This is a genomic window from Pseudoalteromonas sp. Z9A4 (assembly GCF_011378845.1).
Taxonomy (GTDB): Bacteria; Pseudomonadota; Gammaproteobacteria; order Enterobacterales; family Alteromonadaceae; genus Pseudoalteromonas; species Pseudoalteromonas arctica.
In genome coordinates this window covers 94,507-109,927 of sequence record NZ_WTLA01000004.1, presented here as the reverse complement: position 1 = coordinate 109,927, position 15,421 = coordinate 94,507, and the positions used below count along the sequence as shown (strand labels likewise).

Sequence of the window (15,421 nt, the reverse complement as noted above, 5' to 3'; positions counted from 1 at the left end):
AAATTAAACAATTGAAATTTATATTATTAATTAAACTTTGCTTGAGCTTGTTCAATAGAAAAGCACATGCAAAATATCGCTTAAATATGAGGATATTATTATGCGTACAGTAGACTTGTCACCACTTTATCGTTCATTTATCGGCTTCGAACATTTAGCATCACTTATGGATGCGGCAGCTAATACAGACAAGCAGCCGAGTTTTCCTCCTTACAATATAGAAGCACTCGATAAAGACAAATACAGAATCACTATGGCCATTGCCGGTTTTAGTGATAGTGAATTGACCATTGAGTCAGAAAACAACACATTAAAAGTTGCAGGTATTAAAGCTAATAAAGATGAAAATAATGAACGTAAGTTTATTCATCAAGGTATAGCAGAGCGTAACTTTGAACGTAAGTTTCAGCTTGGAGACCATGTAAAAGTACTTGGTGCCGATTTAGCTAACGGCTTATTGAGCATAGAGTTACAGCGTGAAATTCCTGAAGCACTTAAACCACGTAAAATAGAAATTGGTAATAGCAATCTAATAGAAGGTAAATAGTCTTCTAAAGTACATATTCCCCTGATTATTTAGCCGCCTCATTTGAGGCGGTTTTTTTACTTAAAGCGCTTCTAAATTATTAAGGTAGTAGGTTGCCTGTTGCAGCGTTTGTTCTTGAAGTGTTTTATCTTGTTTATCCCAGTTTTTATATACCATACCAATACGTGGATTCTTCTCTAGCCTGTCTCTGTGTCTATTCATGAAATGCCAATACAAGCTATTTAGCGGGCAGGCCTTATCTCCTACTTTTTGTTTAACATCGTACTGACAGCTTTTGCAGTAATCGCTCATTTTATTAATGTAGTTACCGCTTGCAGCATAGGGTTTTGTTGCAATTATTCCATCATCGGCAAACTGGCTCATGCCTCGAGTGTTGGGCATTTCTACCCATTCTATGGCATCTATATAAACGCCTAAGTACCAGTTGTCTACGTCATCAGGGTTAATACCTGTAAGCATGCAAAAGTTCCCAATAACCATTAGACGCTGAATATGATGGGCATAAGCGGTTTCAAGGCTTTGTTTGAGTGAGTGGCTTAGACAATTCATTTTTGTAGAGCTGTTCCAAAAATAAGATGGCAGTTTATTTTTGGCTTGTAATTGATTTTTAACTGCGTAGTCGGGCATGTTAATCCAATAAATGGCACGCACATACTCTCTCCAGCCTAATATTTGCCTAGTAAAGCCCTCTACTTGCGAGAGGGATATTTCATTAGGTCTTTGTTCGTATTCGCTTATTACACGTTTGATTACATATAACGGGTGGAGTATTTTTGCGTTTAGGGCAAACGATAAACGGCTATGGTACAGGCTGGTATTGTTTTTACTTTGATCTGTCATCGCATCTTGAAAGTGACCAAAGCGACTAAGTAAGTGCTCACAAAAGTATTCAAGAGATTCAATCGCTTGTTTACGCGTTGTTGGCCACTCCAGTGAATGTTGATTTATTTCACCCAAATAAGCGACGTTGTGTTTATTTAAACGAGAAATAATGCTGCTAACATCAGTATTGAATAACTTAGGCTCTGGGATGTCGGCTAAGTCTTTTTTGGAAAATTTATTACGATTATTACTATCAAAATTCCATTTGCCACCAGTTGGCTTAGCATCATCAATTAATATATTAAATTGCTTACGCATAGCACGATAAAAGTGCTCCATTGTTACATGCTTGTTTTTTGTAAAGCGTGTTTTTATATCGGTGAACGGTAATAAAAAGTGTTCAGCATCTGTAGCAATTACATTTAATGAGCTATCACTTTTAAACTTAGCTAATTGAGATTTTAGCCTAAACTCGTCAGGGTATTGATATTCAATAGAGTCGCATTGGTATTTATCGGCAACTCGCTTGAGTAATTCAATCAAGTCTTTGTCGTCATCGGTATCATCAAGTGTTAAATGCAAAACATTAAAACCTGCCGTGTTTAATGCAGTTGCAAAGTTTTCCATAGCATTAAAAAAAGCACACAGTTTTTGAATGTGATGTTTAACGTAGTCAGTTTCTTGTTTTAGCTCTGCGATGAGATAAAGCGTATCGTCGTCTTTTTGTTTGTACCATGAATGAGATGGGTTTAGCTGATCGCCCAGTATTAGTCTGAGTGTTTTGTGATGGGTCATAGTAAAGCCAAATTTTTTTATACGGACGTATTTAATTAAAGGATCGTTTTACTATTTAACTAGGAGTGAATAGAGCAAAAAGGCTTAACCGATTATCAAGGCAATAAAGGCGTGTTGGATCATGGTGTGCAAATGAGTTTAATTAATGGGGAGGTTAAGTAAGTTAAATTGCCACCCCTAAAAATTGTATATTTAAATTTTATTACTTTGCTTTTGCTGCATTTTTTGTTGTAACGAAATCACATTAGATACATTAAATAGAATATTGCTGGCAAAGTTTTCAAAATATTTAAGGGCTTTTTTCCAAGCGAGCTGGCTCTCAGGAGTAAAGTGCTTACCAAGGTGCTCCTTAAGGGTCTCGTAAAACGCATCAGATAATAGTGCAATGTCATTTTGTGAAACACTGCTTTTTTTTAGGTACATTAAATGATGTGCTAAAAAAGGAGCTACCGATGCTGGCTTATCTAAATGTTTAACAATTCGTTCTAACACACAAAAAAGGGTAAAACTCTTTTCGTTAAATTGTAAGGCTGTTGGGTAATTCATTTCAATGCTAGATTCAGCCAATTTACTGTGAAATCGAGCCGTGAATGCATGAAAATTTGGCTTAATAATTGTTAAGTTATTTAACAATGCTGATTGTTGTTGGTTCATTTTTTATCTCGATGCAGTGAGTAATAACTATTATTATTAAGTGTTATAAAATTGATTATAGCGGGCAGTTGAAATTCTGCACGTTTTTTTAGTGTTAAAGTATGGGTTTCAGTTATATCAATTTAGTTTCTGGTAAATTGTAAGGATCTAGAGGGTAATAAGGTTGCTCAAATTTAGTTTGCTTGATTTCTGCTCAAAAGTAGTAAGCTGTGATATTTAATAATTTAGAGACAAGCATATTATAAAATTGATTGATTACTTATGTTACTTATATATACATTAAATTAGCATCTTGACGAATTGGAAATTTTATAAACTAATTGCGTATTATAGTTGCTAATCATCCCGTACATCCTTATAATAGCTGCCATTGTTTAGCATGTTGTAAAACAGCTAACAGCGATATTAAATTTAAAGTTTGATATCTATTGGCGCGGGATGGAGCAGTCTGGTAGCTCGTCGGGCTCATAACCCGAAGGTCGTCGGTTCAAATCCGGCTCCCGCAACCAATTCTACTAGTAGGTATTACCTTACTAATTTATATCGCGCATTCTAAGTAATGCGCGTTTTGCGTTTTAGACTATGTAGTTTAATTAGGTCAGTTTACTGACTCGCAACCAAGCTTGGCCCTAGGCCACACAGTTTTATGCTTTATTGGTGTGACGCCCCGCTTGGTTCGGGGCGTTGTTGTATCTGCACCTTGCGATTTGTGGCAATTGTCATCAAATTAAAACTTAAACTCAGTATTTTAGGGCTATAAGCCCTTTTTTTGTTTGTATGGAGGATTTTCGTGACAAAACTTGAACAAGATTTAGTAACCATGTTAACGCCTGCGGTAGAAATGTTAGGCTTTGAATTGCATGGTCTTGAATTTGTGCAAGCGGGTCGCCATTCTACCTTGAGAGTATATATTGCTCATGAGGATGGGATCTCAGTTGATAACTGTGCGGATGCAAGTCGCCAAATTAGTGCGATTTTAGACGTCGAAGACCCAATTACAAATGAATATGATTTGGAAGTATCGTCTCCTGGTGTTGATCGTCTATTATTCAAACAAGATCACTACGAGCAGGCGCAAGGAGAGGAAGTACGCGTGCGTACTAAACTTCCACAGGATGGTCGTCGTAATTTTAAAGGCGACTTAGTAGCAGTTAGCAGCGATATGATCACACTATCTAGCGATGGTGCAGAGCATCTGATCATGCTTAGTAACATCGAACGTGCGAATTTAATCGCGAAGTTTTAAATTCGAGTGCGAAGGAATAGGGCAAGCGAGGCATTACCCATGGCAAAAGAGATATTATTGGTTGCTGAAGCCGTTTCCAATGAGAAAGCGGTTCCAAAAGAAAAGATTTTTGAAGCTCTAGAGTTCGCTTTAGCGACAGCTACAAAGAAAAAACACGATGGCGAAATTGAAGTACGCGTAGCAATTGACCGTAAAACCGGTGATTACGATACGTTCCGTCGTTGGCAGATTGCCGCTGTATTAGAAGATGGTTCTTTAGAGAACCCATACAGCGAAATCACTCTAGAAGCAGCACAGGTTGAAGAACCTGATTTGCAAATGGGTGATTATGTTGAAGAGCAAATCGACTCAATCAAATTTGACCGTATTACAACACAAATGGCTAAGCAAGTTATCGTACAAAAAGTACGTGAAGCTGAGCGCGCTTTAGTTGTTGAAGCATACAAAGATCAAGAAGGCGAGCTGGTAACGGGTGTTGTTAAAAAAGCAACTCGCGATGCAATCGTACTTGATTTAGGTAACAACGCAGAAGCGGTAATTTACCGTGATGACATGTTACCACGTGAAAACTTCCGCCCGGGTGACCGTATCCGTGGTCTTTTATATGAAGTTAAGCCTGAAGCACGCGGTGCACAATTATTTGTAACGCGCTCTAAACCTGAAATGCTAATGGAATTATTCCGCATTGAGGTGCCAGAAATTGGCGAAGAGATGATTGAATTACGTGCCGCTGCACGTGATCCAGGTTCACGCGCTAAAATTGCTGTTAAATCTAACGACAAACGCATTGACCCAATTGGTGCATGTGTTGGTATGCGTGGCGCACGAGTTCAGGCTGTATCGTCAGAACTTGGCGGTGAGCGTGTTGATATCGTACTTTACGATGACAACCCGGCACAATTTGTTATCAATGCAATGGCGCCAGCAGAAGTTGCTTCAATCGTAATGGATGAAGACACTCACTCAATGGATATCGCTGTAGAAGCAGATAACCTAGCGCAAGCAATTGGTCGTAATGGTCAAAACGTTCGTTTAGCAAGTCAGTTAACTGGCTGGGAACTAAACGTAATGACTGTTGAAGACATGCGTACTAAAAATGAAGCTGAATCTGATAAGTTACTTAACTTATTCACTGAAAATTTAGAAATTGATGATGAGTTTGCATCATTACTTATCAACGAAGGTTTCTCGACACTTGAAGAAGTGGCGTATGTACCAGCGTCTGAATTTTTAGAAATTGATGGTCTTGATGAAGAGACTGTAGATTTACTGCGCTCACGCGCAAAAGATGCATTGACAACTAAAGCACTTAAAACGGAAGAAAGCTTAGATGGCGCAGAGCCAGCTGAAGACTTACTTGCGCTTGAAGGCTTAGAGCGTCACTTAGCATTTGTTATGGCAAGCAAGGGTGTTGTTACACTTGAAGACTTGGCAGAACAAGGTATTGACGAATTAGTTGATATCACAGAACTTTCATCTGAAAAAGCGGGTGAACTGATTATGGCTGCACGAAACATTTGTTGGTTTGCAGACGAGTAATTTATTAACGGAGGTATTACACACTATGGCAGAAGTAAATGTTGAAAAACTAGCCGGCGATATAGGTACGACTGTTGATAAATTGCTACAGCAGTTTTCACAAGCAGGTATCACTAAGCAAGCAACTGATAACGTAACAGAAGCCGAAAAAGCAACGTTACTTGATCATTTAAGCAAGCATCATGGCGGTACAGGTTCAGATGGCCCAGCGCGTATGACTTTACAACGTAAGAGCAAAAGCACTTTAAGTGTTACGGGCTCTACTGGTAAAGCAAAAGATGTTCAAGTTGAAGTTCGCAAAACACGTACTTACGTGAAGAAAAGCGCAATGGAACAAGAACAAGAGCAAGCTCGCTTAGCTGCTGAAGAAAAAGTGCGTCTTGAAGAGCAGCAAAAAGCTGACCAAGAAGCCGCAGAATTAAAAGCGAAACAAGAGGCAGAACGCAAAGCGAAAGAAGAAGCCGACCGTAAAGCCAAAGAAGAAGCTAAACGCAAAGCTGATGCAGAGCGTAAAGCGAAACAAAAGCAGATGACCCCAGAGCAAAGTGCTAAGTCTGAGAAAGATCGCATAGAAGCTGAGCGTCTGCAAAAAGAAGCAGAAGAGGCCGCATTGAAGAAAGCTGAAGAAGAAGCGAAACGTCAAGCAGAAGAAGCAAGAAAGCTAGCTGAAGAAAACTCGGCACGCTGGAAGAAAGAAGAAGAAGAACGTAAGAAACGCGAAGAAACAGCGGATCACCATCTTACGACTTCTACTTATGCACGTGAAGCAGAAGATGTTGCCGATGCTCGTGATGAGCAAGGTACACGCCGTGCTAAGAAAAAGAAAAAAGCGCCAGCAAAAGATAAATTTGCAGCGTCAAGAGGCCGTAACAAGTCTAAGTTAAAAGCACCTGCATCATTACAACATGGTTTCCAAAAACCAACTGTTGATGTTAAAAATGAAGTGCGTATTAGCGAAACAATTACAGTAGCTGAGCTTGCATCACGCATGGCCGTTAAAGGCGCTGAAGTTGTTAAAACAATGATGAAAATGGGTGACATGGTTACTATTAACCAAGTGATTGACCAAGAAGCTGCACAATTAGTTGCAGAAGAAATGGGTCACAAGGTTATCATTGTTAAAGAAAACGAATTAGAGCAAACAGTACTTAATGACCGCCACGAAGATGGTAAGTCAGAGCCTCGTGCTCCAGTAGTAACTGTAATGGGTCACGTTGACCATGGTAAAACATCTACGCTTGATTATATTCGTTCTGCGAAGGTTGCTTCTGGCGAAGCCGGTGGTATTACACAGCACATTGGTGCATACCACGTAGACGTAAATGGTCACATGATCACGTTCTTAGATACTCCAGGGCATGCTGCATTTACTTCAATGCGTGCTCGTGGTGCTAAAGCGACTGATATCGTAATCCTAGTGGTTGCAGCAGATGATGGCGTTATGCCACAAACTAAAGAAGCGGTACAGCATGCTCGTGCAGCTGGCGTTCCTTTAATCATCGCAGTAAACAAAATGGATAAAGAAGGTGCAGATCCAGATCGCGTTAAAAACGAACTTGCTGTACTAGACGTTATCCCAGAAGAGTGGGGCGGCGATACGCAGTACGTTCATATCTCAGCTAAAACTGGCTTAGGTATTGACGACCTTCTTGAAGCAGTATTGAACCAATCTGAACTTTTAGAGCTTTCGGCACCTACTGTAGGTATGGCGGCTGGTGTTGTTATTGAATCTCGTCTTGATAAAGGCCGTGGTCCAGTAGCATCAGTACTTGTTCAATCTGGTACGCTTAACCAAGGTGACATTGTATTATGTGGTCTTGAGTATGGCCGTGTTCGTGCAATGCGCGATGAAAACGGCAAAGACATTAAGTCAGCTGGTCCATCTATCCCAGTTGAGATTTTAGGTCTTTCTGGTATTCCAGCTGCAGGCGACGAAGCGACTGTAGTTAAAGATGAGCGTAAAGCGCGTGAAGTTGCTTTATACCGTCAAGGTAAGTTCCGCGATGTTAAACTAGCACGTCAGCAAAAAGCTAAGCTTGAAAACATGTTTACTAACATGACTGAAGGCGATGTTTCTGAAGTTAACGTGGTACTTAAAGCAGACGTTCAAGGTTCTATCGAAGCAATCTCTGATTCACTAACTAAACTTTCTACTGATGAAGTGAAAGTGAAGATTGTTGGTTCAGGTGTTGGTGGTATTACCGAAACTGATGCAACACTCGCTGCAGCGTCTAACGCAATTGTAGTTGGCTTTAACGTTCGTGCTGATGCTTCAGCTCGTAAAGTTATCGAGACTGAAAACTTAGACCTACGTTACTACAGCGTAATCTACAGCTTGATTGACGAAGTTAAACAAGCAATGTCAGGTATGCTAGCGCCAGAGTTTAAACAAGAAATCATTGGTCTTGCTCAAGTTCGTGACGTATTTAAGTCTCCAAAAATTGGCGCAATCGCTGGTTGTATGGTTACTGAAGGTGTTATTAAACGTAGCGCTCCAATCCGTGTACTACGTGAAAACGTTGTTATCTATGAAGGTGAACTTGAGTCACTTCGTCGCTTTAAAGACGATGTTGCTGATGTTCGTAACGGCATGGAATGTGGTATCGGCGTTAAGAACTACAATGACGTACGTGTTGGTGACCAAATCGAAGTATTTGAAACAGTTGAAGTACAACGTACTCTATAATTGTTACTAGGGAGTATTGAACGCTCAGGTTAACGCCGGACGTTCTACACACCCTACGCTAAGATTTTAAATGGGGGCTTAGCCCCCATTTGCATATCCATTATTTAGTTAACTTATTATTTAATTTCAATAAGTTATTATTTTAGGACAAGTATAATGAGAGAATTTTCTCGCACTGATCGTGTTGCACAGCAAATCCAAAAAGAGATTGCTGTAATTTTACAACGCGAAATTAAAGATCCACGCTTAGGTATGGTGACAGTGTCAGCGGTAGAAGTATCGCGCGATTTATCTTATGCCAAAATTTTCATTACTGTGTTTAACACACAAGATGAAGACGCAGCAAAGCAAAGCGCAAAAGTACTTAATGAAGCAACGGGCTATATTCGCTCGTTACTTGGTAAGCGTATCCGTGCTCGTATAATGCCTGAGTTAAAGTTTGTAGTTGATAACTCATTAATGGAAGGTATGCGTATTTCTAATTTAGTGGATTCTATTATCCGCGAAGATAACGCAAAGCATGTAGATGAAGACGTAGAAAGTGTTGATGCTGCTGATGTTTCAGATAGCGAAGAAGGTACTGATCACGTAGACGATACAGATAGCGAAGAAGGCACTGATACAGATGGCAAAGCGCAGTAAAGGCCGTGCAGTTGACGGTATTTTGTTGTTAAACAAACCTGAAGGCATTTCATCAAATAAGGCATTACAGCAAGCAAAAAGTGTTTATTTTGCGCAAAAAGCTGGGCACACAGGTGCTTTAGATCCACTTGCCACAGGTATGCTGCCAATTTGTTTTGGTGAAGCGACTAAGTTTACGCAATTTTTACTCGATACAGATAAAACCTATATCGTTCGTGCACAACTGGGTGAGCGCACAACAACATCAGATTCTGATGGCGAAATTGTTAGCACTAAAGATGTGAACGTTACGCGTGAACAGCTAACAAAAGAAATAGCTGCTTTTGTTGGTGAGTCTGAACAATACCCGTCAATGTACTCAGCTCTTAAATACCAAGGTAGACCGTTATATAAGTACGCGCGCGAAGGTATTGAAGTCCCTCGCAAATGCAGAAAAATAAACGTGTTTAGCTTATCGTTTGACGAATTTGATGAACAAAGCAACGTATTACAAATGACGGCCCATGTATCTAAAGGGACCTACATTCGTACAATCGTTGATGATTTAGGCGAAAACCTAGGCTGTGGCGCACACGTTATTATGCTCCATAGAACCGCTGTTGGTCAGTATCCGGCAGATAAAATGGTCTCGCTTGATGAGATTGAAGCGTTGCTTGCTAAAGCGAAAGAAGAAGAGCTTGCGCCTTCAACTTATTTAGACTCGCTATTGCTACCAATTGATACTGCTTTAACTGATTTACCCGTTGTTGAAATTACAAAAGAACAAGGGGGGATTTTTAGTCACGGGCAAGCTGTAGAATTATCAATCGCTTTACCTGATGGTGCAATTAAAGTTGTTGCGGATAATATATTTATTGGTACTGGTGAGCGCAACTCAAACGGTCATTTAAAGGTTAAACGTGGTCTTGCTAGTCAGCAAGACGATTACGTGAAGCCTGAATAAGCAACTAATGTGCCTAACGGTGGCTTATTAGTTGTAGTTGGGGATAATTAGCTTGTAGTTATTCCTACAGTTGGTAGAATACGCCCGCTTAATCGTTTTGGCTGAATTAGTGATCGGCTAAGACACCTTTTAAATTTAATTTTTGGAGTTACTATGTCACTAAGCAATCAAGAAAAAATCGATATCATTGCTAAATTTGCACGTGCAGAAGGCGATACAGGTTCATCAGAAGTACAAGTAGCATTACTTACTTTTGACATTAACAAGCTTCAAGGTCACTTTGCTGATCACAAGCATGACTTCCACTCACGTCGTGGTCTGCTTCGTAAAGTAAGCACTCGCCGTAAACTACTTGATTACCTTAAAGGTAAAGACATCACTAGTTATACTGCGTTAATCAAAGAACTTGGCCTACGTCGCTAAGAACTAGATTATAGAAAAAGGAGCTTTTTAGCTCCTTTTTTTGTGCCTAAAATTTGTGTTTGAAAATAAAACAAATATATAAACCTATTGAATTATATTGTAAAACTCCTATTTCATAGCTTATCAAGCATCGTTGTATTTACCCACTCATTAGCCCAGCTTAAATCTAGTAGCTAGTGTGTGTTGACCTTTCGTGATTAATTTTGCAGCTGTATGTTTGGTCTTTAGGCAAGGCAGCGCTTATGTAGTGTGGTTATTCCCCATAAATAGGCGATAACGCTGCATAAATGCCAAACATGCGCTGCCCTGCGGGTTCATCCTAGGGGCGATTAACTCTTTGTTGCTCGATTTTTACTTAGCCCACTAGGTTACAAATCTCGCGCCGTGATTAAATCGACCCTAGATTGAACAAATTTCAATCCACAAAGATCAACACACCCTAGACTCGCATTTTGAAGCAGCTTTGGTATATACTATGCGCGTAGGTAAAAAGGTTTATCTACGCTTATTCACATCATTGCCAATTGTAGTACTTAATTGATTTCCAACTGAATACAATTATGTACTGTAATTGGTACTTTGATGACAACTTATTAGAATACATTTAAGGAATATTTTAAGTGCAAGCAATTATTAAAGAATTCAAACTAGGTCAACATACAGTGACTCTAGAAACTGGTGCAATCGCTCGTCAAGCAGACGGCGCTGTACTTGCAAGCATTGGCGACACTTCAGTTTTAGTAACTGTTGTTGGTAAGCGTGAAGCACAACCTGGCCAAGACTTTTTCCCACTAACAGTTAACTACCAAGAGCGTATGTACGCTGCTGGTCGTATCCCAGGTGGTTTCTTAAAGCGTGAAGGTCGTCCTAACGATGGCGAAACACTTATTGCACGTCTTATTGACCGTCCAATTCGTCCACTTTTCCCAAGCGGTTTTGTAAACGAAGTACAAGTTATTGCTACTGTTGTTTCTGTCAACCCTGAAATCCAACCTGATATGGTTGCGATGATTGGTACTTCAGCAGCACTTGCTATCTCTGGTATCCCGTTCAGTGGTCCAATTGGTGCATCTCGCGTTGGTTACATCAACGGCGAATACGTACTTAACCCTACATTAAAAGAGCTTGAAGAAAGCCAACTTGATTTAGTGGTAGCCGGTACTGATAAAGCGGTACTTATGGTTGAATCAGAAGCTAACGTACTTGCAGAAGACGTAATGCTTGGCGCTGTTGTATATGGTCATGAGCAATCTCAAGCGATCATCACTGCAATCGAAGAATTTAAAGCAGAAGCAGGCAAGCCTACTTGGGATTGGACTGCACCAGCTAAAAACGTTGCACTAGAAGATAAAGTTGCAGCAATTGCTGCTGATAAAGTAGGCGCAGCTTACTTAATCACTGATAAAGTAGCGCGTAAAGAAGCACTTGGCGTAGCTAAAGATGAAGTTGTTGCAGTGTTAACAGCTGAACTTGCTGAAGGCGAGTCTTTAGATAAGCAAGAAATTGGTAAAATCTTCGGTTCACTTGAGAAGAAAATCGTTCGTGGCCGTATCGCTTCTGGCGAAAAACGTATCGATGGTCGTGAACCAGATATGATTCGTGCACTAGATGTAATGACAGGCGTATTACCACGTACTCACGGTTCTGCTATCTTTACTCGTGGCGAAACTCAAGCGTTAGTAACAGCTACACTTGGTACAGAACGTGATTCACAGTTAATCGACGATTTAACTGGTACTCATAAAAACCACTTTATGCTTAACTACAACTTCCCTCCATTCTGTGTAGGTGAAACTGGTTTTGTTGGTTCTCCTAAGCGTCGTGAAATCGGCCATGGTAACCTTGCTAAGCGTGGTATTGCTGCTGTAATGCCAACATTGACTGAATTCCCATATTCAATCCGTGTAGTATCTGAAATCACTGAATCAAACGGTTCATCTTCAATGGCTTCTGTATGTGGTACTTCACTTGCACTTATGAATGCGGGTGTACCAATTAAAGCGTCTGTTGCCGGTATTGCGATGGGTCTAGTTAAAGAAGACGATAAATTCGTTGTTCTTTCTGACATCTTAGGTGATGAAGATCACTTAGGTGACATGGACTTTAAAGTTGCTGGTACAGCTGCAGGTATCACTGCACTTCAAATGGATATCAAAATCGAAGGTATCACTCAAGAAATCATGCAAATTGCGCTTAAACAAGCAAAAGCTGCACGTTTACATATCTTAGAAGTGATGGATGAAGCAATTTCTGCTCCTTCTGAAGAGCTATCAATGTTTGCTCCTCGCATATACACAATGAAAATCCCACAGAAGAAAATCGCTGAAGTTATTGGTAAAGGTGGCGCAACTATTCGTCAGCTTACTGAAGAAACAGGTACAACGATTGAAATCGGTGACGACGGTACAATTAAAATTGCCGCTACAGATGGCGAAAGTGCAGCTAATGCAATTAGCCGTATTGAGCAATTAACAGCTGAACTTGAAGTAGGTACTATCTACGAAGGTAAAGTTGTACGTATTGTTGATTTCGGTGCGTTTGTAAACATTCTTCCTGGTAAAGATGGTCTAGTACATATTTCTCAAATTAGTACTGAGCGCGTTAATAACGTGGCTGATCACCTTTCTGAAGGTCAAGAAGTTAAAGTTAAAGTACTAGAAGTAGATCGCCAAGGCCGTGTACGTCTAAGTATTAAAGAAGCAATGGAATCAGCAGCACCTGCAGCTGACGCGCCAACTGACGCGTAATTGTTAACTTATTAATCTAGTTATATTAGCTAGATGATAAAAAAGGGGCTGTTTAGCCCCTTTTTTTATGCTTTAATGAAACCTTATTGGACAAGGTCTGTCTTATATTAATCGCGATATATCTTGGTATTAAGGATTTTAATGATACTCAAACATTTAGCTTTGGCATCTTTTGCTATTTTGTCTTTAAGCGCTTGCCAAACTACAACAGAATCAGAACCAACCCCGATTGTTAATGTGCCATTTACTGCACCTTTAGCCTCTGACTTTAGAAGTGAAATTGCTATTGCACGCTACTCAGAGTTATTGAATAGGGCTGACTTAAGCGAAGAGCAACAAGCTAAGCTTTATTACGACCGTGGTGTACTTTTCGATAGTCTAGGTATGACCACTCTTTCGCGTATTGATTTTAACCGCGCAGTAAAACTTAAGCCTGATTTAGCTGAAGTGTATAATTTTTTAGGTATTCAACATACGCTTATGCAGCAGTACGAAAAAGCCTATGAGTTTTTCGATTCAGCTCTAGAACTTGATGAAGAGCATGAATACGCCTATTTGAATCGAGGTATCGCACTGTATTACGGCGATAGAGCAGGCCTTGCTAAAAATGACTTTAACGAGTTTTTAGCCCGTTCTCCTAACGATCCGTACCGTGTTTTATGGGTTTATTTAGCCCAGGCACAAGAGGATAAAGTAATCGCACTTGATGCACTTAAACAAAATGCGACTGCGCTTGATGATTCACAATGGGCGTATCAGTTAATTTCTCTTTATACGGGCGATATGAGTGAACATGCATTTTTATCAGGCATTAGTGATGGTGTTAGAACTGAGCAAGAATATGCGCAGCGTTTATGCGAAGCTTATTTTTACTTAGCCAAAATGCATCAAGCAGCAGGTGAGCTGTATTTAGCATCAGACTATTTTAGGCTTGCGCTAGCAACCAATGTACACGAGTATATTGAATACAAATATGCCCGTTTAGAACTTGAGTTGATGGAAGGTGTTGACGCAAGTTAAGCGTTTTAAATTAATAGGTGTATTACTATGTTGTTTGTTAATTACAGGCTCGAGTAATCACCTTGGCGCTATTGGCTTTTGGCATGTTTTAAATACAAAAGCCAATGTTCTACAAAGTTATTGGAATTCACCCGCTTACTTTTCTGCTCACCTAGAGCAGTTACCAAATAGCTCTTTGGCTATACTTGCTCGCAATCAAATTTCCTCAGCGCAATATATGTATTCTCTTAAGCTTATTAAAAGTAGTCAGAGTGATACTGCAAAACAATTTTGGCTCTCCGCTATAAATGACTTAACAATCCCTGAGCGTAAAATATTAGCAACAAAGTTACTTGAGCAATCACGTTGGAGCGATTTAGAGTTACTCGCTAGTAAAAACAAATTACCAGCAGGGGATGTGCTAAATCATCTTAAACTTCAATTAAAAACACCACAGAGTAAAATATCTACCGCGTTTATTCATGATCTTGGTTTTTCATCTTTAAAAAATATAAGTAAGCCTAATGCGCAATGTATGTTTAATGTGCTGACTATGAGCGATCATCGTAGTGGCTTATATAAACTTACAGAGTTTATTAATGCTTATAATAAACAACCAGAGCCCCGTGAAAATGTTTTTTGTTTTTCAAAACCAATCTACGTTGCGGGTATGCTTGAGTGCAAAAGTAGTACTAGTCAAATAGCAAAGTGTGACTGGCAATTATCTAAACTTAATAACCAGCTTCCTAACAATTTTGATTTTATAGTGATGATGCCTAAAGATGGAACGGCTAATGTTACGAATGGGACAATGCTAATAAACTCAAAAGCAAAATATAGTGTATTTTTGCATGAGCTGATGCATTTTAACGGTTTTGAAGATGAATACGCTTTGCCTAAAACTAAGCAAGCATGGTTGTGTGTAAAAACGGGTTTTGTTGCACCTAATTTATTTATTTCTCATGGTGAGTCACCGCCAACAGGTTGGCATAAAGCAAAGAGTTGCCAGGTAGGGGGTACTGCTTATAAACCTAGTGAAAATTGGTCTATTATGCAATATCAGCAGTTAGGGCTCTCAGCGCAGTATAGGCAACTTTGGTTGAAACATTTAGATATGACCAATGGTAACTTTCATCGCCATCCTAGCGCGCTTACATTTGTAAATAAGGCTATATTGAATTAACAATTATCAGTATTAATTAATTGTTTTTTAGGCTTAATAAATTGTTAGTTATTGTTTAAAAAAAAACCATTCAGAACCGCTTTTTATAGACAAAATCAGTGTTTTTCAGTATAACTATAGTCATTAATGTCGTTTAAAAACAGGCAGTAAAAGCATCACTTAGTATTAAAAAGAGATGCCCTGATAAACTTATGA

The 15,421-nt window shown here is 39.6% G+C and carries 12 protein-coding genes and 1 tRNA gene; 11 read left to right on the top strand and 2 right to left on the bottom strand.

From position 1 onward, the window contains the following. Window positions 1–100: 100 nt before the first annotated feature. A complete protein-coding gene (locus GQR54_RS05160) occupies window positions 101–547 on the top strand; it encodes an Hsp20 family protein (RefSeq protein WP_166376751.1) in 447 nt (148 codons plus the stop codon). Between the two features lie 60 nt (window positions 548–607). On the opposite strand, the gene GQR54_RS05155 is transcribed toward GQR54_RS05160, so the two are convergent. Together GQR54_RS05155 and GQR54_RS05150 are read right to left on the bottom strand one after the other, a co-directional pair. Then, window positions 608–2,164, bottom strand: coding sequence for a cryptochrome/photolyase family protein (locus tag GQR54_RS05155; protein ID WP_166376750.1), 1,557 nt, complete (start codon window positions 2,162–2,164; stop codon window positions 608–610). Window positions 2,165–2,356: 192 nt separating this feature from the next. Beyond that, window positions 2,357–2,818: a globin gene (locus GQR54_RS05150; RefSeq protein ID WP_166376749.1), complete on the bottom strand. Its 462-nt coding sequence runs from the start codon at window positions 2,816–2,818 to the stop codon at window positions 2,357–2,359. Between the two features lie 432 nt (window positions 2,819–3,250). Between GQR54_RS05150 and GQR54_RS05145 the strand changes: the two genes are divergently transcribed. The 10 genes from GQR54_RS05145 (at window position 3,251) to GQR54_RS05100 (ending at window position 15,226) form a co-directional block, all read left to right on the top strand. Next, window positions 3,251–3,327, top strand: a tRNA-Met gene (locus GQR54_RS05145). 281 nt (window positions 3,328–3,608) lie between these two features. Beyond that, complete coding sequence (gene rimP / locus GQR54_RS05140) at window positions 3,609–4,064, top strand: ribosome maturation factor RimP (RefSeq protein ID WP_002958482.1); 456 nt, start codon at window positions 3,609–3,611, stop codon at window positions 4,062–4,064. 39 nt (window positions 4,065–4,103) lie between these two features. Continuing rightward, window positions 4,104–5,603, top strand: a complete 1,500-nt coding sequence (gene nusA, locus GQR54_RS05135) for a transcription termination factor NusA (protein ID WP_007585502.1) — start codon at window positions 4,104–4,106, stop codon at window positions 5,601–5,603. A gap of 25 nt (window positions 5,604–5,628) precedes the next feature. Further along, window positions 5,629–8,289 (top strand): translation initiation factor IF-2, encoded by a 2,661-nt coding sequence (gene infB, locus GQR54_RS05130; protein ID WP_166376748.1) that lies wholly within the window; start codon window positions 5,629–5,631, stop codon window positions 8,287–8,289. 156 nt (window positions 8,290–8,445) lie between these two features. Further along, complete coding sequence (gene rbfA, locus GQR54_RS05125; RefSeq protein ID WP_007585506.1) at window positions 8,446–8,931, top strand: 30S ribosome-binding factor RbfA; 486 nt, start codon at window positions 8,446–8,448, stop codon at window positions 8,929–8,931. Further along, on the top strand, window positions 8,915–9,874 hold the full coding sequence (gene truB, locus GQR54_RS05120) for a tRNA pseudouridine(55) synthase TruB (protein ID WP_007585508.1): 960 nt from the start codon (window positions 8,915–8,917) through the stop codon (window positions 9,872–9,874). The genes rbfA and truB overlap by 17 nt, the downstream gene beginning before the upstream one ends. Before the next feature lie 153 nt (window positions 9,875–10,027). Next, window positions 10,028–10,297 carry a 30S ribosomal protein S15 gene (gene rpsO, locus GQR54_RS05115; RefSeq protein ID WP_007585509.1) on the top strand — a complete coding sequence of 90 codons (270 nt, stop codon included), beginning with the start codon at window positions 10,028–10,030 and terminating at the stop codon, window positions 10,295–10,297. Window positions 10,298–10,917: 620 nt separating this feature from the next. Continuing rightward, window positions 10,918–13,044: a polyribonucleotide nucleotidyltransferase gene (gene pnp, locus GQR54_RS05110; RefSeq protein WP_007585511.1), complete on the top strand. Its 2,127-nt coding sequence runs from the start codon at window positions 10,918–10,920 to the stop codon at window positions 13,042–13,044. 141 nt (window positions 13,045–13,185) lie between these two features. Then, complete coding sequence (gene nlpI / locus GQR54_RS05105) at window positions 13,186–14,064, top strand: lipoprotein NlpI (protein WP_166376747.1); 879 nt, start codon at window positions 13,186–13,188, stop codon at window positions 14,062–14,064. After that, a complete protein-coding gene (locus GQR54_RS05100; RefSeq protein WP_166376746.1) occupies window positions 14,051–15,226 on the top strand; it encodes a hypothetical protein in 1,176 nt (391 codons plus the stop codon). The genes nlpI and GQR54_RS05100 overlap by 14 nt, the downstream gene beginning before the upstream one ends. Window positions 15,227–15,421: the final 195 nt, after the last annotated feature.